This window comes from Acidovorax sp. GW823-FHT02H02 (genome assembly GCF_058797075.1).
Genome location: NZ_JBXAJH010000002.1, coordinates 78,135 through 96,534, shown reverse-complemented (window position 1 = coordinate 96,534; position 18,400 = coordinate 78,135). Strand labels below are relative to the sequence as shown.

Sequence of the window (18,400 nt, the reverse complement as noted above, 5' to 3'; positions counted from 1 at the left end):
CTGCGTGTCTGAACTCCACAAGTTTCTTTTCGATGGCATGCCCGTGCGCGGCATGCTGGTGCGCCTGACCGAGGCCTGGACCGACATCCTGCAGCGCCGCGCCAGCAACACCGCCACCGGCCCCTATCCCGCGCCTGTGCGCGAGCTGCTGGGCGAAATGGCCGCTGCCGGCGTGCTGATGCAGTCGAACATCAAGTTCAACGGTGCACTGGTGCTGCAGGTGTTTGGCGACGGCCCGGTCAAGCTGGCCGTGGCCGAGGTGCAGTCCGACCTGAGCCTGCGTGCCACCGCCACGGTCAACGGCCCCGTGGCCGACGGTGCGCGCCTGAGCCAGATGCTCAATGTGGCGGGCGGCGGGCGCTGCGCCATCACGCTCGACCCCAAGGACCGCCACCCGGGCCAGCAACCCTACCAGGGCGTGGTGCCATTGCATGGCGATCAGCATGAAAAGCTTGAGCGCCTGTCGGATGTGCTGCAGCACTACATGCTGCAGTCCGAGCAACTCGATACCGTGCTGGTGCTGGCGGCCAACGACACCGTGGCGGCCGGCCTGCTGATCCAGCGCATGCCCCTCAAGGGTGAGGGCAACCTGGCGGCAGGCCTGACGCACCGCGAGAATGAAGACCAGATCGGCCGCAACGAGGACTACAACCGCATTGCCCACCTGGCATCGAGCCTGACCCGGGAGGAACTGCTGACCCTGGATGTGGACACCATCCTGCGCCGCCTCTTCTGGGAAGAAAAGCTGCTGCGTTTCGAGCCGCAGCAGGGTGAAACCGGGCCCCGCTTTGCCTGCAGTTGCAGCCGCGAACGCGTGGGCAACATGCTGCGCAACCTGGGCCGGGACGAGATCGAGAGCATTCTGGCCGAGCGCGACGATGTCGAGGTGGGCTGCGAATTCTGTGGGCAGCAGTACCGCTTCGACGCGGTGGATGCGGCGCAGATCTTTGTCTCGCCGGCCGTCAGCCAGCCTCCGGTGTCTCCCGGAATCCAGTAAGCCCTGCGATGCGCTTGGCAGTGCCCCGGCCGGCAAGGTTGCTGAACAGGCGGTGCTCGCAGTCGGGGTCGCTGCATTTCTCGCAATCCCAGGCGCGCAGGCGCATGGGCTTGTCGTCAAGCTGGTTTCTTGCGCTTTTTGATCGTGCTTTTGTTGCTACGGCTTCAATAGCGTGCAATGCATTGTCGATGCGTTGGGCCCCCTGGCCGTACACCACCTGGTAGCGCACGGCCGCATCTGTCAGCAGGGCGCGCAGGCGTGCGTCGAAAGCCTCGCGCCGCGCTTGCTCGGGTGCGGGGCAGGGCGCGTCCAGGCCCATCAGCAAGGTGATGGCGGCGCCGTGCAGGGTGTGGCGCATCGCGTCGGGCAGATGCGGGGCATCTGCCAGTGCAATGGCCTGGGCCGTGAGCGCGGCATCGGCGAGACGGAGGTTCAGGGCCTCGGCCAGTTCGGCCGTGCCGGTGCCGGGGGCCCCCAGCAGGGCAATGGTCTGCGGCGCAGGCAAGATGACGGCCTGGCGGTTCAGCGGGGTGTGTATTGCACGTAGACCTCGTTGGGCTTGACCATGCCCAGCTCGCTGCGTGCCTTTTCTTCCACCATGTCCAGCCCCTCCTTGAGGTCGTGCACCTCGGAGTTCAGGCGTTCGTTGGCCTGGCGGGCCTGGTCGTTGGCGGCTGTCTGCGTGGCCAGCTGGCGCTGCATCTCCTGCACGCGCGGAATGCTGCCCCGCCCCAGCCAGAGCTGGGCGTGCAGGGCTGCCAGCAGGGCCAGCAGGACAACGGGAACCAGACGGGACACCATGGCTTAAATGGTACGCCTGGAAAGGAGGTGTGTGCCATCCGTTGCACCCAGCCACTGCCCCACCGCCACAGGGCGTACGGGGGCCGTGGGGCGAGCGCAGCGGAGCCAGGCGCTTGGCATGCTTCAGCGCAGGTTGTAGAACGCAGCGCGGCCAGGGTAGTGGGCGATTTCACCCAGGTCTTCTTCGATGCGCAGCAGCTGGTTGTATTTGGCGATACGGTCCGAACGCGACAGCGAGCCGGTCTTGATCTGGCCGGCATTGGTGCCTACGGCGATGTCGGCGATGGTGCTGTCTTCGGTTTCACCCGAGCGGTGCGAGATCACGGCGGTGTAGCCGGCGCGCTTGGCCATCTCGATGGCGGCGAAGGTTTCGGTCAGGGTGCCGATCTGGTTGATCTTGATGAGGATCGAATTGCCGATGCCCTTGTCGATGCCTTCGTTCAGGATCCTGGTGTTGGTGACGAACAGGTCGTCGCCCACCAACTGCACGTTCTTGCCCAGGCGTTCGGTCAGGATCTTCCAGCCGTCCCAGTCGCCTTCGTGCATGCCGTCTTCGACGCTGATGATGGGGTACTTGTCGCACCATGATGCCAGCATGTCGGTCCATTGCTGGGCGGTGAGCTTCAGGCCGCCTTCACCTTCGAGCACATACATGCCGTCCTTGTAGAACTCGCTGGCCGCGCAATCGAGGCCCAGGGCAATCTGCTCGCCTGCCGTGTAGCCGGCGGCTTCGATGGCCTGCAGAATGAGCTGGATGGCCGCTTCGTGGTTTTCCACCGATGGCGCAAAGCCGCCTTCGTCGCCCACGGCGGTGCTCATGCCCTTGTCGTGGATGATCTTTTTCAGCGCGTGGAACACCTCGGCGCCCCAGCGCACGGCCTCGCGAAAGCTCGGTGCACCCACGGGGATGATCATGAATTCCTGCAGGTCCAGGCTGTTGTTGGCGTGCGCACCGCCGTTGATGACGTTCATCATGGGCACGGGCAGTTGCATGCTGCCCATGCCGCCCAGGTAGCGGTACAGCGGCAGGCCCGATTCTTCGGCCGCAGCGCGGGCCACGGCCATCGACACGGCCAGCATGGCGTTGGCGCCCAGGCGGCTCTTGTTCTCGGTGCCGTCGAGGTCGATCAGGGTCTTGTCCAGAAAGCCTTGCTCCGAAGCGTCCAGGCCCAGCACGGCTTCGGAGATTTCGGTGTTGATGTGTTCCACGGCCTTGAGCACGCCCTTGCCCAGGTAGCGGCTCTTGTCGCCGTCGCGCAGCTCGATGGCTTCGCGCGAGCCGGTGGATGCGCCCGAGGGCACGGCGGCACGGCCCATCACGCCCGACTCAAGCAGCACGTCGCATTCGACGGTGGGGTTGCCGCGGCTGTCCAGCACTTCGCGGCCTACGATGTCAACAATGGCACTCATGGTTTTCCTTGGATGGGAAGTTTAAAATTTTTCAGGCCATCTTGGCCTGTAGCGCTTATGGGGTAATCGCTTCTAGCTACCAAAAATATACTGCCAATCAGGCGTCGAAGTGGTTCTCAAGGAACCCGCTCTTCTTGGTCACGTCGTCCAGCGCCACCAGGGTTTCCAGCAGGGCCCTCATGTGCTTGAGCGGCACGGCGTTCGGCCCGTCCGACCAGGCCTCGGCCGGCTTGGGGTGGGTTTCCATGAACAGGCCCGCCACGCCCACAGCCACACCGGCGCGGGCCAGCACCGGCACCATGTCGCGGGCGCCGCCGCTCACGGCGCCCAGGCCGCCGGGTTTTTGCACCGAGTGGGTCACGTCGAACACCACGGGCGCGCCGGACTTGCGCATTTCGGCCAGGCTGGCCATGTCGGCCACGAGGTTGTTGTAGCCAAAGCTCACGCCGCGCTCGCAGGCGAGGAAGCGGTCTTCCGACAGGCCCACCTCCGCCGCAGCCGCGCGGGCCTTGTCGATGACGTTCTTCATGTCCCAGGGCGCGAGGAACTGGCCCTTCTTGATGTTCACCGGCTTGCCGCTTTGCGCCACGGCGCGGATGAAATCCGTCTGGCGGCACAGGAAGGCGGGCGTTTGCAGCACATCGACCACGCTGGCCACCTCGGCCACCTGGGATGCGTCGTGCACATCGGTCAAGATGGGCAGCTGCAACTGGCGGCGCACCTCGTCCAGGATCTTCAGGCCCGCTTCCAGGCCCACGCCGCGCTGGCTTGTGCCAGACGAGCGGTTGGCCTTGTCGAACGAGCCTTTGTAGATCAGGGGAATGCCCAGCGCAGTGCAGGCCTCCTTGAGCTGGCCGGCAACGTCCAGCGACATCTGCAGGCCTTCGATGGAGCAGGTGCCCGCGATCAGGAAGAAGCGCTGGTCGAGGCCGACGTTGAATCCGCACAGTTGCATGGTAGTTTCCCTCAGGCTTGCGCCGCTTGCTTCTGGTGTTCCACGGCCGCCTCGATGAAGGCGTTGAACAGCGGGTGGCCGTTCCAGGGCGTTGACTTGAACTCGGGGTGGAACTGCACGCCGATGAACCAGGGATGCACAGCGCTGGGCAACTCGACGATTTCGGTGAGCTGCTCGCGCTGCGTCAGGGCTGAAATCACCAGGCCCGCCTTGCGCAGCTGGTCCAGGTAGTTCACGTTGGCTTCGTAACGGTGGCGGTGGCGCTCGGTCACCACGTCGCCGTAGATGCTGTGGGCCAGTGAGCCCTTTTGCACATCCGAGCTTTGCGCGCCCAGGCGCATGGTGCCGCCCAGGTCCGAGTTTTCGTCGCGTTTTTTGATGGTACCGTCCGCATCCTTCCACTCGGTGATCAGGGCGATCACGGGGTGGGGCGTTGTGGGATCGAACTCGGTGCTGTTGGCGTTGGCCAGGCCCGCCACATGGCGCGCGTATTCGATGGTGGCCACCTGCATCCCCAGGCAGATGCCCAGGTAGGGCACTTTGTGCTCGCGGGCAAACTGGGCCGTGCTGATCTTGCCTTCCACTCCGCGGCTGCCGAAGCCGCCGGGGACCAGAATCGCGTCGTACCGGGCCAGTTTTTCAGCGGCGTTGGCGTGGTCGATGGTTTCGGAGTCCAGGTGCTCGATCTTCACGCGCACATGGTTCTTCATGCCCGCGTGGCGCAGTGCCTCGTTGACGGACTTGTAGCTGTCCGACAGATCCACGTACTTGCCTACCATGGCGATGGTGACTTCGCCCCGGGGGTGTTCGGTTTCATACACCAGCTCGTCCCAGCGCTTGAGGCTGGTGGGCGGGGTGTTCAGGCGCAGCTTGTCGCAGATCAGGCCATCGAGGCCCTGCTCGTGCAGCATGCGGGGCACCTTGTAGATGGTGTCCACATCCCACATGCTGATCACACCCCATTCGGGCACGTTGGTGAACAGCGAAATCTTCTCGCGCTCTTCTTCGGGCACCGGCTTCTGTGCACGGCACAGCAGGGCGTCGGGCTGGATGCCGATCTTGCGCAGCTCCTGCACGGTGTGCTGCGTGGGCTTGGTCTTGAGCTCGCCGGCCGCGGCAATCCAGGGCAGGTAGGTGAGGTGCACAAAAGCCGAGTTGTTGGGGCCCAGCTTGAGGCTCAACTGGCGCACGGCTTCAAGGAACGGCAGCGATTCGATATCGCCCACGGTGCCACCCACTTCGCAAATGGCCACGTCCACCGCATCCTCGGTGCCAATGCCGGCACCGCGCTTGATGTATTCCTGGATTTCGTTGGTGACATGCGGGATGACCTGCACGGTCTTGCCCAGGTAGTCGCCACGGCGCTCTTTTTCGAGCACCGACTGGTAAATCTTGCCGGTGGTGAAGTTGTTGGACTTCTTCATGCGCGTTTCAATGAAACGCTCGTAGTGGCCCAGATCGAGGTCGGTTTCCGCGCCGTCGTCGGTCACGAAAACCTCGCCGTGCTGGAACGGCGACATGGTGCCCGGATCTACGTTGATGTAGGGGTCAAGCTTGATGAGGGTGACTTTGAGTCCCCGCGATTCGAGGATCGCGGCAAGGGAGGCTGAGGCGATTCCCTTACCGAGGGAAGACACCACACCGCCGGTGACGAAGACAAATTTGGTCATGTCTTTTTTGGTGGTGGGAAATCGGGATTATAGATGGCCCCCCGGCAAGCGGGGACGGCGGGGCCTTCTGCCGTCTGCTAAATTCGCGTCCATGAATGAGCTTGCTGGCAAACACATTGTTCTGGGTCTGAGCGGGGGCGTGGCTTGCTACAAGGCGGCTGACTTGTGCCGCCAGCTCATCAAGGAGGGTGCCACCGTGCAGGTGGTGATGACCGAGGCGGCGGAGCAATTCATCACGCCGGTGACCATGCAGGCCTTGTCGGGGCGGCCGGTCTATGGCTCGCAGTGGGACACGCGCGAGGCCAACAACATGCCCCACATCAACCTGAGCCGCGAGGCCGATGCCATTGTGATTGCGCCGTGCAGCGCCGATTTCGTGGCGCGCCTGGCACAGGGGCGGGCCGATGAATTGCTGAGCCTGCTGTGCCTGGCGCGGCCCACGGGGCGCGTGCCGCTGCTGCTGGCGCCGGCCATGAACCGCGAGATGTGGGCCCACCCGGCCACCCAGCGCAACCTGGCCCAGGTGGCACAGGATGGCGCCGTGGTGCTGGGCGTGGGCCATGGCGACCAGGCCTGCGGTGAGACGGGCGACGGGCGCATGCTCGAACCCCTGGAGCTGCTGGACGAGCTGGTGGCTTTTTTTGCGCCCAAGCTGCTGTCGGGCCGCAAGGTGCTGATCACGGCGGGCCCGACCTTCGAAGCGATCGATCCGGTGCGCGGCATTACCAATCTGTCGAGCGGCAAGATGGGCTTTGCCATTGCGCGTGCCGCCCGGGAGGCGGGCGCCGAGGTCGCTTTGGTCGCGGGACCCGTGCATCTGCCAACGCCCCGTGGTGTGCACCGCGTGGATGTGCAATCGGCACAGGAAATGCTTGCGGCGGTTGAACAGCGTGCGCAGGCAGCTTCCGTTTTCATCGCGACAGCGGCAGTGGCCGACTGGCGGCCTGCCATGCCCTCCACCCAGAAGATCAAGAAGGATGGCCCGGGCCAGATGCCGGTGCTGGGTTTTGTTGAAAACGCCGACATCCTAGCGACCGTGGCCAGGTCGCAGCATGCGCTGGTGGGCGACCTGTATTGCGTCGGGTTCGCGGCCGAAAGCCACGATCTGCTGCAGCACGCCACGGCCAAGCGCCAGCGCAAGGGCGTGCCGCTGCTGGTGGGCAATATCGGCCCCGCCACCTTCGGGCAGGACGACAATGCCCTGCTGCTGGTGGATGCGCAGGGGCATCGCGAGCTGCCCCGGGCCTCCAAGCGTGTACTGGCCCAACAGCTGATTGCCGAGATCGCCCGGCGCCTGCCTCCCGAGTGAATCCGCAAGCGCAGGCCGTGGCGCGCGCCGCCGGCACTGTGGCCCTCATGCGGGGCGAGCGCTCACGGACGGGCGCCGAATGTTCCCGCACTCCCACCACTACGCATCAGAAAGCAAGAAGTGAAGATTGACGTCAAGATTCTCGATCCGCGCATGGCCGAACAGTTGCCGGCCTATGCCACGCCGGGCAGCGCGGGCCTGGACCTGCGGGCCTGCCTGGATGCGCCCCTGGTGCTGGCCCCCAATGCCTGGCATCTGGTGCCCACGGGCATCGCCGTGTTCATCCGAGACCCCGGTTACGCTGCGCTGATCCTGCCCCGCTCGGGGCTGGGGCACAAGCATGGCATCGTTCTGGGCAATCTGGTGGGTCTGATCGACAGCGATTACCAGGGGCAGCTCATGGTCAGTGCCTGGAATCGCAGCACGGTGCCCTTCACGCTGGAGCCCATGGAGCGGTTGGCCCAGCTGGTGATTGTTCCTGTGGTGCAGGCGCGGTTCAATGTGGTGACCGAGTTCGAGGCCACCACGCGCGGCGAGGGCGGCTACGGCTCCACCGGCAAGGGGTGAGTGGCGACGGGTGGCCCTGGGGCCGTTTTTGTACCATCGGTGTGTCGGCGCATTCCTACGCGGTGCAGAGCTCCAGGCCGACCTTTGCGTTCGTACTTCACCGTCCCGGGGAACCTCGGGTCCATGCTTCAATCGATTCACCGGGTGGCCAGGGGCAATGACTTCACCACGGCCTGCCACCACTGGAATATTTCAAGGAGAACCCCTATGCGCAAGATCACACGTTTCGCCACGCTGGCAGGCTCTGCCCTTTTGCTGGGAGCGCTGGCCGCATGTGCGCCGCAGCAGCCTTACCCCTCGCAATACCCAACCCAATACCCTTCGGGCGGATATTCCTCCGGGGGTTACCAGAGCAATGCGCCGGTCTATTCGAACCAGCCCATGGGCACCGAGTATGGACGTGTGGCCAACATTGAAGTGCTGCAGGCGCGCAGCCAGGGGCAGACCACCGGTGTCGGTGCCGTGCTGGGCGCCGTGGTGGGCGGGGTGCTGGGCAACCAGGTGGGTGGGGGCTCGGGCCGCACTGCCGCCACAGCGGTGGGCGCGGTCGGTGGCGCATTGGCAGGCAATGCCATCGAAGGGCGCAACCGCGATGCCGGTGGCGCAGAGGTACAGGGCTACCGCATCTCGATTCAGCTCGACCAGGGGGGCTATCGTTCCTATGACGTGAGCCATCCGGGCGATCTGCGCCCTGGTGACCGGGTGCGTCTCTACAACGGCCAGATTTCCCGGCTGTAAATAGCAGGCACACCACGGCGGCCGCAGCCGGCCGCCGTGGCATTCAATGCAGCAGCGAGTTGCCAGGCGCCTGGGGCTGAATCCGAAAGAAGCCCGTGCCTGCAGTGCCTTTGCCAATCTCGTCTTCGGTGGCTTCGCGCACCCCCCGCACCGTGAGTTGCAGCCGCAGTGCAATGCCGGCAAGAGGGTGGTTTCCGTCCAGTACCACATGGTCTGGATAGATTTCCGTCACGGTGTAGAGCCCGCTGCGGGGTGCGGAAGGGTTGACGCCTTCCGGCAGCGCGCTGCCGTCGAACGTCATGCCTTCTTCGATTTCGGGGGGGAAGAGGTTGCGGGATTCCAGGAACAGCAATTGATCGTCGAAGTCGCCAAAGGCATCCTCGGGTTCGAGGTGGAGCGCAAGTGTGGCGCCAGGGCCGTGGCCTTGCAGGGCTTCCTCTATCCGTTGCAGCAGGTCATCGCCGCCCACCAGGAATTCGACAGGGTCATCGAGCACGTCGAGTTCTTCGCCGAGGGTGTCTTTCAGGGTCCACGTCAGTGCGACCACGCATTGTTGGGTAATTTCCATAGGAGAATTGTCGCAGTTTGATCAATGGCCCTGTCATGGGGCGGACAGGTATTCATGGATAGCCAGCAACCCCTCACCCTCCTTGGTGGCCTGACCCCCACGCAATTCATGCAGCGGCACTGGCAGAGAAAGCCCTTGCTGGTACGCCAGGCCATCCCCGGATTCAAGCCGCCCGTGTTGCGTGCCGGTCTCTTTGCCCTGGCTGCACAGGAGGGTGTGGAATCCCGGCTGGTGCAAAAGGTCAAGGATGTCTGGAAGCTGCGCCACGGACCGTTTTCGCGCCGTGCATTGCCTGTCCTCCAGCAGCCTGACTGGACCTTGCTGGTGCAGGGCGTCGATCTGCACAACGACCAGGTGCATGCCCTCATGCAGCAATTCCGTTTTGTTCCGGAGGCGCGGCTCGATGATCTGATGATCAGCTACGCCAGTGACGGTGGAGGCGTGGGCCCGCATTTTGACAGTTACGATGTATTTTTGCTGCAGGCCCACGGGCGCCGCCGCTGGCGCATCGGGCGCCAGAAAGACCTGAGCCTGCGGGACGATATTCCACTGAAAGTGCTGGCGCAGTTCGAGCCCGAGCAGGAGTTTGTGCTGGAACCCGGGGACATGCTGTACCTTCCGCCCAGGTATGCCCATGACGGTGTCGCCGAAGGGGAGTGCATGACCTACTCGATCGGGTTCCGTGCTCCGGCCCGTGCAGAGCTGGCCCAGGAACTCCTGACGCGGGTGGCGGAAGATGCGGGCGAGGAGGACGCGCCCGTGCTGTACCGCGACGCGGGCCAGGAAGCGGTGGAGCAGCCTGCCGCCATCCCGGATCGGCTGCACGACTTTGCCCGCGAGGCCCTGCAACGCGCGTTGAGCGAGCCACTGGTGCTGGAGCGCGCGCTGGGGGAGTACCTGACCGAGCCCAAGCCCAGCGTGTGGTTCGAGGCGAATGACGCAGGGGTGATGCTGGAGGGCGTTGCGCTGGATCGGCGCACCCGCATGATGTATGACGCGCACCACGTTTTCATCAATGGCGAAAGCTATCGTGCGGCAGGCCGTGACGCCACGCTGATGCGGCGCCTGGCGGATCAGCGCCGGCTGCAAAGCCGCGATCTGGCGCGTGCGAGTGACGATGCCCTGGAGCTGTTGTCTGCCTGGTGCGACGCCGGCTGGGCCCATGCCTGTCAAGAGGCCAAGGAAACCCCATGACCGATGCGGCGCCCTCAGCTCCTGCGCTGCCTGACTTGCCTTCGGGGCGGTTCAGCGGTCGGGATGCCTTCATGCAGTTGGTGCGCAATGGTCTGGCTACGGCTGCCCGCGACGGCTGGACGGAGATCGTGGTGAGTGATGCCAATTTCCATGACTGGCCGTTGGGTGAACTCGCCGTGATCGAGTCATTGCAGCAGTGGGCGCGCAGTGGCCGGCGATTCACCATGCTGGCCTGCACGTTTGATGAGGTGATTCGGCGGCATGCGCGCTTTGTGCGCTGGCGCGGCACCTGGGATCACATCATTACCTGCCGGCGCAGCCCGTCGGCAGATCCGCTGGACCTTCCCAGTGTTTTGTGGTCTCCCGCCTGGGTGCTGCACCGGATTGATCCCTTGCACTGTGTGGGGGTCAGCGGGTTCGAACCGGATCGGCGCGTTTTGCTGCGTGAATCGCTCAATGAGTGGCTGCGGAGTAAAAGTTCTCCTGGCTTTCCGTCAACCACTTTGGGCTTGTAGCGTTAATACTGATGTGTATCTGAAAGATTGAATGCATTGCTTGCGCTCAGTCAGTGTTAGTCGGTATTGACGAATCCCCAATATAATTTCCGACTGCGCTGAAACGCATGCAAATGCATTCCACCAACGCGTCAACAGATGTCGAAGCTGATCGTGGTGGCAATTCCGGTTCTTTGTCTGTCTATTTAGGAAAATTGAAATGAAGAAATCCCTCGTTCTGGCTACTCTGATCGCTGCTGCTGCCCTTGCCGCTTGTGGCAAGAAAGAAGAGCCCGTTGCTGCTCCTGCCCCAGCTCCTGTGGAAGCTCCGGCTCCCGCCGCTGACGCATCTGCTCCTGTAGACGCTGCCAAGGCTGCTGCTGACGCTGCCGCCACGGCCGCCACTGGCGCCCAGACCGCTGTGGACGCAGCCGCCACTGCCGCATCCGATGCCAAGGCTGCTGTGGATGCTGCTGCTACTGCAGCCACCAACGCCGCTTCTGCTGCCAAGTAAAGCCAGAAACGATTTCAGAGGTTTCCAGCTTTGCTGGAGTGTCTGAAGCCGAAAGCCCCGACCTCTGCAGGTGCGGGGCTTTTTTGTGGGTGGCCTCCGTGTTCAGGGGGGCTATTCCCGCAACAGTGGTGTGTGTATTGCCCGCCAACCGCCTGATGGGTGTGAATCCATCGCTTAGCGGGACAGCGTGACGTCGATCCATTCAGTGCCTGCGACGGCCGAGGCAACGTCCACAGCCTGAGCCGGCCAGTCCAGCGCCTGCGCCAGCGCCTGTTGTGCCAGCCAGGGCTGGTTGTTCTGAGCGCTGAGGTGGGCCGCCACCACCCGATTCAGGCTTGCGTGCCGAACGGCCGTCAGGATACTGGCGGCCGCATGGTTGGCCAGATGTCCGTGCTCGCCGCCGATGCGCCGCTTGAGAAAGGCGGGGTAGCCGGATGCCTCGAGCATGTCCGGATCATGGTTGGCTTCCAGCAAAAGTGCGTGGCAACCCTGCAGTTGCTGCAGCACATGGCTGCTGGCGTGGCCCAGGTCGGTGAGCAGACCCAGGTGAGAGGCGCCATCGGTGCAGCGCAATTGCAGCGGTTCCCGTGCATCGTGTGGCACGGTGAAGGGCAATGCGCACAGGGTACCGAGGTCGATCGGCGCCATGTCGTAGGCCACCTGCAGCAGCCCATCCAGATCGGGAAAACCCAGTGCCGCGTGGGTGCCGGCGCTCATCCATACGGGAATACGGTGTCGCAACGCCAAAGCTTTGGCGCAACCCACATGGTCGGCATGTTCGTGCGTGATGAAAATGGCATCGATCTGGTCGATGCCCAGACCCGCAGCGCCAAGCCGCGTGGCCAGCTGCCGGATGCCGAAGCCGCAATCCACCAGCAGGCGGCGAATCTGTGATCCGTCGCCTGCCTCCACCACAGTGGCGTTGCCTGAGCTGCCGCTGCCCAAGCTGCGAAAGCGCAGCATTGGCAGTCAGGCTCTTATTTCAGGTCGTCTGCCAGCACGCGCAGGATGCGCTCGGCGTTGGCAGACGATTCGGGAGCGCCGGCCTCGTTCAGCACGGAAACCGTGGTGGCGTCGCCCTGGCTGCGCACCACCACCTGGTACTTGAGCGGTGGTGTTGCGGCAGAGCCGCCGCCCAGCAGCTTGTTGAAGAAGCCGGGCTCCTTTTTGTCGGTTCCTGGAGCGACATAACGCACAAAGTACAGACCGTCATTGCGGTTGCGGTCTTCCACGGTGAAACCGGTGCGATCCAGGGCCAAGCCTACCCGGCGCCATGCGCGATCAAAGCCCTCGTCCATCTGCACCACGGGAACGTTGTTCACCGAGGCCATGCGCACCGTGGCCGCCTTCAGTGCGGGCGCTGCCGCCACCGCCTTGGATTGCTCCTGGCTCACACCGAGCTTGACCATGAGGCGGCGCAGGAATTCGGTTTCGAGTTCGGGATCGGCGGCGCGGGGCTGCCAGACGGTGCTGTCCTTGGCCGCGCTGGTGTACACCTCCACCATGCCGCGGTGGGTGACATAGATTTCGGTGCCGCCTGCGGCATTGCGCTCCAGGCGTGTGCGGAACTTGTCACGTTCGCCGGTGGAATACAGCGAATCAAAAACCTTGCCGAGGGTGGCGCGGATCACGTCCTGCGGCAGCTTGGCGCGGTTTTCCGCCCAGTCGGTTTCCAGAATGCCCAAGTCGGCCTGATCGACAACCAGGTTGAAACCATTCTCCAGCCAGTATTCACGCACGGGCTCCCACAGTTGGTCGGCCGGTCGGTCGATCACCAACCAGCGCTGGTTGCCATTGCGTTCGATGCGCACGTCGCCAATTTTGGTGGCTGCTGCGGTGGATGTGTTCGATGTTTTCGCGCTCTGGCCTGCCTGGAATGCTGCCGCAGAGACGGTCGTGCCGGGCACCGCGTAGCGGTTGTCCCGCGACAGTTGTGTCAGATCGGGCGGCACTTCCAGCGTGGCCCCCTGGGTGGCGCTTTTGTAGTCGATCTTGTCGCTTTCCAGGACGGAGCAGGCGGACAGGACCATGGCAAGGCCCAGCAGGCCCAGTCGTGCGGTGTGATTCACGCGGAAATCCTCAGAGTGTCTCAAGTGTCGGGGGACGGGCGGCTTACAGAAGGCCGCTGGCGCGCAGGGCTGCTTCGACCGTGGATTCGTTGCCCTGGCTCAGGGGCGTCATGGGCAGGCGCATGGTGCCTGCGCACAGACCCATGCGGGCCATGGCCCATTTGACGGGGATGGGGTTGGCTTCGATGAACAGGTTTTTGTGCACCGGCATCAGCTGGAACTGGATTTCCATGGCGCGCCGTGCATTGCCGGCCAGTGCTGCAACGCACAGCTCGTGCATCAGGCGGGGCGCCACGTTGGCGGTCACGCTGATGTTGCCGTGGCCGCCGCACAGCATCAGGGCGACAGCGGTGGGGTCATCGCCCGAATACACGGCAAAGCCCTTGGGCAGGTCGCGGATCAGCCACTGGGCGCGTTCGATGTTGCCCGTGGCTTCCTTGATGCCGATGATGCCGGGCACCTGGGCCAGGCGCAGCACGGTGTCGTGCTGCATATCGGCCACCGAGCGGCCGGGCACGTTGTAGAGCACGATGGGCAGGTCGCCCGTGGCCTCTGCAATCGCCTTGAAATGCTGGAACTGGCCTTCTTGCGTGGGCTTGTTGTAGTAGGGCACGACCTGCAGCTGGCTGTCGGCCCCCACACCGCGGGCAAACTTGGCCAGCTCGATGGCCTCGGCGGTGGAGTTGGCGCCGCAGCCGGCCATGATGGGCACGCGCTTGGCCGCTTGCTCCACAGACACGCGGATGATTTCGCAGTGTTCTTCGACGTTGACCGTGGGCGATTCACCCGTGGTGCCCACCACGCCGATGCAGTCGGTCCCCTCGGCGATGTGCCAGTCGATCAGTTTGCGCAGGGCAGGGTAGTCCACGCTACCGTCCTCGTGCATGGGGGTGACAAGGGCGACGATGCTGCCGGTAAGGGGCACGGAAGAAGAGGTCATGTCCGCAGTGGTAAACGGTAAAAGGGCATTCTAACTAGACCGGAAGGTCCAGGCGGTATCGGACGGGCTGGCCTGGGTGCTCGATTTCGCGCACGGCCGCAATGCGTTGCACGAAACGCGCGGGGGCGTCCACAAAACCGTCTTCGTAGGCAATGGTGCGCAGGCGCGCGCAGGCGGCCAGCAGCTCTCCGGGGCGCAGCAGAAAGTCGGCGCGCGCAGGGCGGCCCACGGTTTCGTTGCCGCTGGCGAAGGTTTCATAGATCAGCACGCCGCCGGGGGCCACGCTGTCCACCAGAAGGGGCAGCAGCGGGCGCCAGAGGTAGTTGGTGACGATCACCGCACCAAACTGTCGGCCGGCAAAGGGCCAGGGACCCGCTTCGATGTCGGCGCAGTGGATCTCGCCCCAGGCCGCGCAGGCGGCCACGGCATCGGCGGAGCGGTCCACGCCCACCGTGGGGTGGCCGCGTTCGTGCATCCACCGCAGGTGGCGGCCCGCGCCGCAGGCCACGTCCAGCACCGCGCTGCCCGGCGGGGCCAGGGGAGACCAGCGGCGCACCCAGTCTGAAGGGGCTTCAGTGCCGTGCATGGGAAATGTTTGCTATTGCAATAAGAGCTGCTGGCGATTGATTCATGAGCGCTCGTGGCCTAGAAGGTTTGAAATTCTCAGAAACATGCCCAGAGCTGGTCTGACAGCATGACCATGAAGCCTGGCGCGGTGTACAGCGCAAACACCGCCAGCAAGGCCAGCACAGCGACCACCCAGCCCAGCAGCCGGGCAGTGCGGAATGCAAGGCGTGGAGTGGGGTTGTGCAGGGCCATGGACGGATTGTGCGGAGGAACGGGTGTGGTCAGGCGGGCAGCGGCGCGGCGCGGCGGATGGGAGCTTCCTTGACGGGAAGATTCACCAGTCCCGCAAAAATTCCCAACCCGATCGCGATGTACCACACCACATCGTAGCTGCCCGTGCGGTCATACAGGTACCCGCCCAGCCACACGCCCATGAAGCTGCCGACCTGGTGGCTGAAAAAGACAAAACCGCCCAGCATGGACAGGTGCTGCACGCCAAAAATCTGCGCAATGGTGGCATTGGTGGGGGGCACGGTGGACAGCCACAGTGCCCCCATCACGGCGGAAAACACATACACCGACAGCGGCGACAGGGGCACCAGCAGAAAAACGGTGATGACCACAGCCCGCGCAAAGTAGATGAAGGCCAAAATCCTGCGCTTGGGCATGTGCTGGCCCAGCGTGCCCGCAATGTAGGTGCCGAACACATTGAACAGCCCGATCAGCGCCAGTGAATAGCTGGCCACCTGGGGCGAGAGCCCATGGTCGCGCAGGTAGCTTGGCATGTGCACGCCAATGAAGACCACCTGGAAGCCGCATACGAAATACCCCGCCGTCAGCAGCAGGAAGCTGGGGTAGCGGAACGCCTCGCCCAGCGCCTGGGCAATGGTCTGGTCGCGTCGAGCGGGTGCCGATCCGTGAAATCCGGGCTCGCGCAGGCCGAAAGCCAGCGGAACGATGAGCAGCACCATCAGCGCCAGTGCCAGCAGCGCCTGCTGCCAGCCCAGGCTGGCAATCAGCCAGCCCTCCACCGGCACCATCAGAAACTGCCCGAACGAGCCGGCCGCCGCCGCCACGCCCATGGCCCAGGAACGCCTTTCGGGTGCGATCTGGCGGCCCAGCACCCCGTAGATCACGGCGTAGGTGGTGCCGGCCTGGGCCGCGCCGATTAGCACACCCGCAGTCAGCGCAAACAGGGTGGGCGTGGGAGACAGCGCCATGCCGGCCAGACCCAGGCCATAGAGCGCCGCGCCGCCCACCAGCACGCGAAAGGCGCCAAAACGGTCGGCCACCATGCCAACAAAAATGCCGATCAGGCCCCAGGACAGATTCTGGATGGCAATGGCCAGCGCAAACGACTGCCGCGTCCAGCCCATTTCCTGGGTGACGGGTTGCAGCCATAGCCCGAAGCCGTGGCGGATGCCCATGGACAACGTCACGATGGCGGCACCGCAGGCCAGCACCTGGAACATGGACAGTTTGGGAGGATTCGTAGGCATGCGGGGAATGTAGCGAATACCGCACGCATCTGCCTGACACCTGCATGACCTGGGACGGTGTGGGATTCCATGACTGGGTATTCATCCAGTTCATGCACGGCTGCGGCACTACAATCCGCCCCATGTCTGCCAAACCGTCTTCTGTGTCCGCCAGCGAATATTCCGAGGGTTCGATCCGTGTGCTCAAGGGGCTGGAGCCTGTCAAGCAACGCCCGGGCATGTACACCCGCACCGACAACCCCCTGCACATCATCCAGGAGGTGCTCGACAACGCCGCCGACGAGGCGTTGGCCGGCTATGGCAAGAAGATCAAGGTCACGCTGCACGCTGATGGTTCGGTGGGCGTCGAGGACGATGGGCGTGGCATTCCGTTTGGCCTGCACCCCGAGGAAAAGGCCCCGGTGATCGAGCTGGTCTTCACCCGCCTGCACGCTGGCGGCAAATTTGACAAGGGCAAGGGCGGCGCGTACAGCTTCTCGGGCGGCTTGCATGGCGTGGGCGTGAGCGTCACCAACGCCCTGGCCACGCGCCTGGAAGCCTGCAGCCACCGCGAAGGGCAGGTGGCGCGCCTGGTGTTCTCGGCGGGTGACGTGATCGAGCCCCTGGTGGCCCGTCCCCTGGAGGCCGGCGAGCGCAAGCAGGGCACCTCGGTGCGCGTGTGGCCCGATGCCAGATACTTTGAATCGAGCACCCTGCCGTTGGGCGAGCTCACCCACCTGCTGCGCAGCAAGGCGGTGCTGATGCCGGGCGTGTCGGTCTCGCTCGTCAACGAGAAGACGCGGGACACGCAAACCTGGCAATACAAGGGCGGCCTGCGCGACTACCTGCAGCAGACGCTCAACGGCGACCCGGTGATCCCGCTCTTCGAGGGCGAGGGCTTTGCCGATAGTGGCAACGACAACTTTGCCGAGGGCGAGGGCGCCTCGTGGTGCGTGGCCTTCACCGAAGACGGCCAGCCCGTGCGCGAAAGCTACGTCAACCTGATTCCCACCAGCGCCGGCGGCACGCACGAGAGTGGCCTGCGCGATGGCCTGTTCAACGCCGTCAAGAGCTTCATCGAGCTGCACAGTCTTTTGCCCAAGGGCGTGAAGCTGATGCCCGAAGATGTGTTTGCACGCGCCAGCTATGTGCTCAGTGCCAAGGTGCTGGACCCCCAGTTCCAGGGCCAGATCAAGGAGCGCCTGAACTCGCGCGATGCGGTGCGGCTGGTGAGCGGCTTTGTGCGCCCCGCGCTCGAACTCTGGCTCAACCAGCATGTCGAATACGGCAAGAAGCTGGCCGAACTCGCCATCAAGGCCGCGCAGACGCGCCAGAAGGCCGGCCAGAAGGTGGAAAAGCGCAAGGGCTCGGGCGTGGCTGTGCTACCCGGCAAACTCACCGATTGCGAAAGCCGCGACATCGCCTACAACGAGGTGTTCCTGGTCGAGGGTGACTCGGCCGGTGGCAGCGCCAAGATGGGCCGCGACAAGGAAAACCAGGCCGTGCTGCCGCTGCGCGGCAAGGTGCTCAACACCTGGGAGGTGGAGCGCGACCGGCTGTTTGCCAACAACGAGATCCACGACATCTCGGTGGCCATGGGGGTGGACCCGCACGGACCCAACGATTCACCCGACCTGTCGGGCCTGCGCTACGGCAAGGTGTGCATCCTCAGTGATGCGGACGTGGATGGCTCGCACATCCAGGTGCTGCTGCTCACGCTGTTTTTCCGGCATTTCCCCAAGCTCATCGAGGCCGGCCATATCTATGTGGCGCGCCCGCCGCTGTTTCGCGTGGATGTTCCCGCGCGCGGCAAGAAGCCCGCGGCCAAGATGTATGCGCTCGATGAAGGCGAGCTCACCGCCATTCTCGACAAATGCGCGAAAGACGGCGTGCCGCGCGAAAAATGCCAGATCAGCCGCTTCAAGGGCCTGGGCGAGATGAATGCCGAGCAGCTGTGGGAAACCACGCTCAACCCCGACACGCGCCGCCTGCTGCCCGTGCAGCTGGGGGGCACGGATTTCTCTGCCACGGAAGGGCTCATCACCAAGCTCATGGGCAAGGGCGAGGCCGCTTCGCGGCGCGAGCTGATGGAGCTGCATGGCGATGCAGTGGAAGTGGATATCTGACCA

20 protein-coding genes are annotated in these 18,400 nt (G+C 64.3%); 8 read left to right on the top strand and 12 right to left on the bottom strand.

Annotated features, from left to right (window positions below; all coding sequences use genetic code 11):
• The first annotated feature begins 4 nt into the window (after window positions 1–4).
• Window positions 5–997, top strand: coding sequence for an Hsp33 family molecular chaperone HslO (gene hslO / locus AC1RDS_RS02180; protein ID WP_092697059.1), 993 nt, complete (start codon window positions 5–7; stop codon window positions 995–997).
• On the opposite strand, the gene AC1RDS_RS02175 is transcribed toward hslO, so the two are convergent.
• The 5 genes from AC1RDS_RS02175 to pyrG form a co-directional block, all read right to left on the bottom strand.
• The gene (locus AC1RDS_RS02175; RefSeq protein ID WP_348683606.1) at window positions 963–1,502 is read right to left on the bottom strand and encodes a hypothetical protein; all 540 of its coding nucleotides are present in this window, start codon (window positions 1,500–1,502) and stop codon (window positions 963–965) included. The genes hslO and AC1RDS_RS02175 overlap by 35 nt on opposite strands.
• 17 nt (window positions 1,503–1,519) lie before the next feature.
• Complete coding sequence (locus AC1RDS_RS02170) at window positions 1,520–1,798, bottom strand: septum formation initiator family protein (protein ID WP_026436361.1); 279 nt, start codon at window positions 1,796–1,798, stop codon at window positions 1,520–1,522.
• Window positions 1,799–1,921: 123 nt separating this feature from the next.
• The gene (eno, locus tag AC1RDS_RS02165) at window positions 1,922–3,208 is read right to left on the bottom strand and encodes a phosphopyruvate hydratase (protein ID WP_092697057.1); all 1,287 of its coding nucleotides are present in this window, start codon (window positions 3,206–3,208) and stop codon (window positions 1,922–1,924) included.
• Between the two features lie 97 nt (window positions 3,209–3,305).
• Entirely contained in the window at window positions 3,306–4,163 is an 858-nt protein-coding gene (gene kdsA, locus AC1RDS_RS02160) for a 3-deoxy-8-phosphooctulonate synthase (RefSeq protein WP_092697056.1), read from the bottom strand.
• Between the two features lie 11 nt (window positions 4,164–4,174).
• Window positions 4,175–5,833 (bottom strand): CTP synthase, encoded by a 1,659-nt coding sequence (gene pyrG / locus AC1RDS_RS02155; protein WP_092697055.1) that lies wholly within the window; start codon window positions 5,831–5,833, stop codon window positions 4,175–4,177.
• A 91-nt stretch (window positions 5,834–5,924) separates the two neighbouring features.
• Between pyrG and coaBC the strand changes: the two genes are divergently transcribed.
• From coaBC to AC1RDS_RS02140, 3 genes are all read left to right on the top strand, one after another.
• Complete coding sequence (gene coaBC, locus AC1RDS_RS02150) at window positions 5,925–7,142, top strand: bifunctional phosphopantothenoylcysteine decarboxylase/phosphopantothenate--cysteine ligase CoaBC (RefSeq protein ID WP_348683604.1); 1,218 nt, start codon at window positions 5,925–5,927, stop codon at window positions 7,140–7,142.
• Window positions 7,143–7,262: 120 nt separating this feature from the next.
• Window positions 7,263–7,709: a dUTP diphosphatase gene (gene dut / locus AC1RDS_RS02145; protein WP_092697053.1), complete on the top strand. Its 447-nt coding sequence runs from the start codon at window positions 7,263–7,265 to the stop codon at window positions 7,707–7,709.
• Window positions 7,710–7,916: 207 nt separating this feature from the next.
• Window positions 7,917–8,447: an outer membrane lipoprotein gene (locus tag AC1RDS_RS02140; RefSeq protein WP_287877758.1), complete on the top strand. Its 531-nt coding sequence runs from the start codon at window positions 7,917–7,919 to the stop codon at window positions 8,445–8,447.
• A gap of 43 nt (window positions 8,448–8,490) precedes the next feature.
• On the opposite strand, the gene AC1RDS_RS02135 is transcribed toward AC1RDS_RS02140, so the two are convergent.
• Complete coding sequence (locus tag AC1RDS_RS02135) at window positions 8,491–9,015, bottom strand: FKBP-type peptidyl-prolyl cis-trans isomerase (RefSeq protein ID WP_287877756.1); 525 nt, start codon at window positions 9,013–9,015, stop codon at window positions 8,491–8,493.
• A 54-nt stretch (window positions 9,016–9,069) separates the two neighbouring features.
• Between AC1RDS_RS02135 and AC1RDS_RS02130 the strand changes: the two genes are divergently transcribed.
• The 3 genes from AC1RDS_RS02130 to AC1RDS_RS02120 all read left to right on the top strand — a co-directional run bounded on the left by AC1RDS_RS02130 (window position 9,070) and on the right by AC1RDS_RS02120 (window position 11,217).
• Window positions 9,070–10,209 (top strand): cupin domain-containing protein, encoded by a 1,140-nt coding sequence (locus AC1RDS_RS02130; protein WP_287877754.1) that lies wholly within the window; start codon window positions 9,070–9,072, stop codon window positions 10,207–10,209.
• A complete protein-coding gene (locus tag AC1RDS_RS02125) occupies window positions 10,206–10,724 on the top strand; it encodes a hypothetical protein (RefSeq protein ID WP_092697050.1) in 519 nt (172 codons plus the stop codon). The genes AC1RDS_RS02130 and AC1RDS_RS02125 overlap by 4 nt, the downstream gene beginning before the upstream one ends.
• A gap of 199 nt (window positions 10,725–10,923) precedes the next feature.
• Window positions 10,924–11,217, top strand: a complete 294-nt coding sequence (locus tag AC1RDS_RS02120; RefSeq protein ID WP_092697049.1) for a hypothetical protein — start codon at window positions 10,924–10,926, stop codon at window positions 11,215–11,217.
• Between the two features lie 174 nt (window positions 11,218–11,391).
• On the opposite strand, the gene AC1RDS_RS02115 is transcribed toward AC1RDS_RS02120, so the two are convergent.
• The 6 genes from AC1RDS_RS02115 to AC1RDS_RS02090 form a co-directional block, all read right to left on the bottom strand.
• Window positions 11,392–12,180 (bottom strand): MBL fold metallo-hydrolase, encoded by a 789-nt coding sequence (locus tag AC1RDS_RS02115; protein ID WP_092697048.1) that lies wholly within the window; start codon window positions 12,178–12,180, stop codon window positions 11,392–11,394.
• 14 nt (window positions 12,181–12,194) lie between these two features.
• Complete coding sequence (gene bamC / locus AC1RDS_RS02110; protein WP_092697047.1) at window positions 12,195–13,286, bottom strand: NlpB/DapX family lipoprotein; 1,092 nt, start codon at window positions 13,284–13,286, stop codon at window positions 12,195–12,197.
• Between the two features lie 43 nt (window positions 13,287–13,329).
• Window positions 13,330–14,226, bottom strand: coding sequence for a 4-hydroxy-tetrahydrodipicolinate synthase (gene dapA, locus AC1RDS_RS02105; protein ID WP_092697046.1), 897 nt, complete (start codon window positions 14,224–14,226; stop codon window positions 13,330–13,332).
• 34 nt (window positions 14,227–14,260) lie between these two features.
• Window positions 14,261–14,812: a class I SAM-dependent methyltransferase gene (locus tag AC1RDS_RS02100; protein WP_092697045.1), complete on the bottom strand. Its 552-nt coding sequence runs from the start codon at window positions 14,810–14,812 to the stop codon at window positions 14,261–14,263.
• A gap of 77 nt (window positions 14,813–14,889) precedes the next feature.
• The gene (locus AC1RDS_RS02095; RefSeq protein ID WP_159433762.1) at window positions 14,890–15,045 is read right to left on the bottom strand and encodes a hypothetical protein; all 156 of its coding nucleotides are present in this window, start codon (window positions 15,043–15,045) and stop codon (window positions 14,890–14,892) included.
• Between the two features lie 29 nt (window positions 15,046–15,074).
• Window positions 15,075–16,292 (bottom strand): MFS transporter, encoded by a 1,218-nt coding sequence (locus AC1RDS_RS02090; protein ID WP_092697044.1) that lies wholly within the window; start codon window positions 16,290–16,292, stop codon window positions 15,075–15,077.
• A gap of 122 nt (window positions 16,293–16,414) precedes the next feature.
• Here AC1RDS_RS02090 and AC1RDS_RS02085 point away from each other — a divergent pair, with 122 nt between their 5' ends.
• Window positions 16,415–18,397: a DNA topoisomerase IV subunit B gene (locus AC1RDS_RS02085; RefSeq protein WP_287877740.1), complete on the top strand. Its 1,983-nt coding sequence runs from the start codon at window positions 16,415–16,417 to the stop codon at window positions 18,395–18,397.
• Window positions 18,398–18,400 lie beyond the last annotated feature (3 nt).